The organism is Pseudarthrobacter sp. NamE2 (assembly GCF_005796205.1).
Lineage (GTDB): Bacteria > Actinomycetota > Actinomycetes > Actinomycetales > Micrococcaceae > Arthrobacter.
Genome location: NZ_VAHN01000042.1, coordinates 1 through 912, shown reverse-complemented (window position 1 = coordinate 912; position 912 = coordinate 1). Strand labels below are relative to the sequence as shown.

Genomic DNA, 912 nt, shown 5'->3' with positions numbered 1-912 from the left:
GCTGCTGGCTTCCTGGCGGGTGGTGCCGGAGTCCTGGATGCCGTCGGCGATGTGGGCGAGTTCGGCGGGGATGTCGCGGCCTTTTTTGCGCATGGCGGTGGCCCAGAGCCGGCCGGCGCGGTAGGAGGAGCGGACCAGGGGCCCGGACATGACGCCGAGGAAGCCGATCTCTTCTGCTTCGTGCTGCAGGTCCAGGAATTCCTGGGGTTTGACCCAGCGGTCCACGGGCAGGTGCCGTTCGGACGGGCGCAGGTACTGGGTGATGGTGATCAGGTCGCAGCCGGCTTCGTGCAGGTCGCGGAGGGCGTCGCTGATTTCTTCGCGGGTTTCGCCCATGCCCAGGATGAGGTTGGATTTGGTGACCATGCCGTGGGTCCGGCCCTGGGTGATGACGTCCAGGGAGCGTTCGTAGCGGAACGCGGGCCGGATCCGCTTGAAGATCCTTGGGACGGTTTCGACGTTGTGGGCGAACACTTCGGGTTTGGAGTCGCAGATCGCCCTGATGTGGTCGGGGTTGCCGGAGAAGTCGGGGATGAGCAGTTCGACGCCGGTGCCGGGGTTCAGTTCGTGGATCTTGCGGACGGTTTCGGCGTAGAGCCAGGTGCCTTCGTCTTCGAGGTCGTCGCGGGCGACGCCGGTGACGGTGGCGTACCGGAGCTGCATGGACTGGACGGAGCGGGCCACCTTGGTGGGTTCGAACCGGTCCAGGGGCGAGGGTTTGCCGGTGTCGATCTGGCAGAAGTCGCAGCGGCGGGTGCATTCGGACCCGCCGATCAGGAAGGTGGCTTCCTTGTCTTCCCAGCATTCGAAGATGTTCGGGCAGCCGGCTTCTTCGCAGACGGTGTGCAGGCCTTCCTTTTTCACCAGGTTCTTCAGCCCGACGAACTCCGGGCCCATCTGGACCTTGGCCTT

The 912-nt window shown here is 65.2% G+C and carries 1 protein-coding gene; it reads right to left on the bottom strand.

Annotated features, from left to right (window positions below):
• Positions 1 to 912: lipoyl synthase (gene lipA / locus FDW83_RS18910; protein WP_138139604.1), on the bottom strand; the 912-nt coding region annotated here is incomplete at both ends.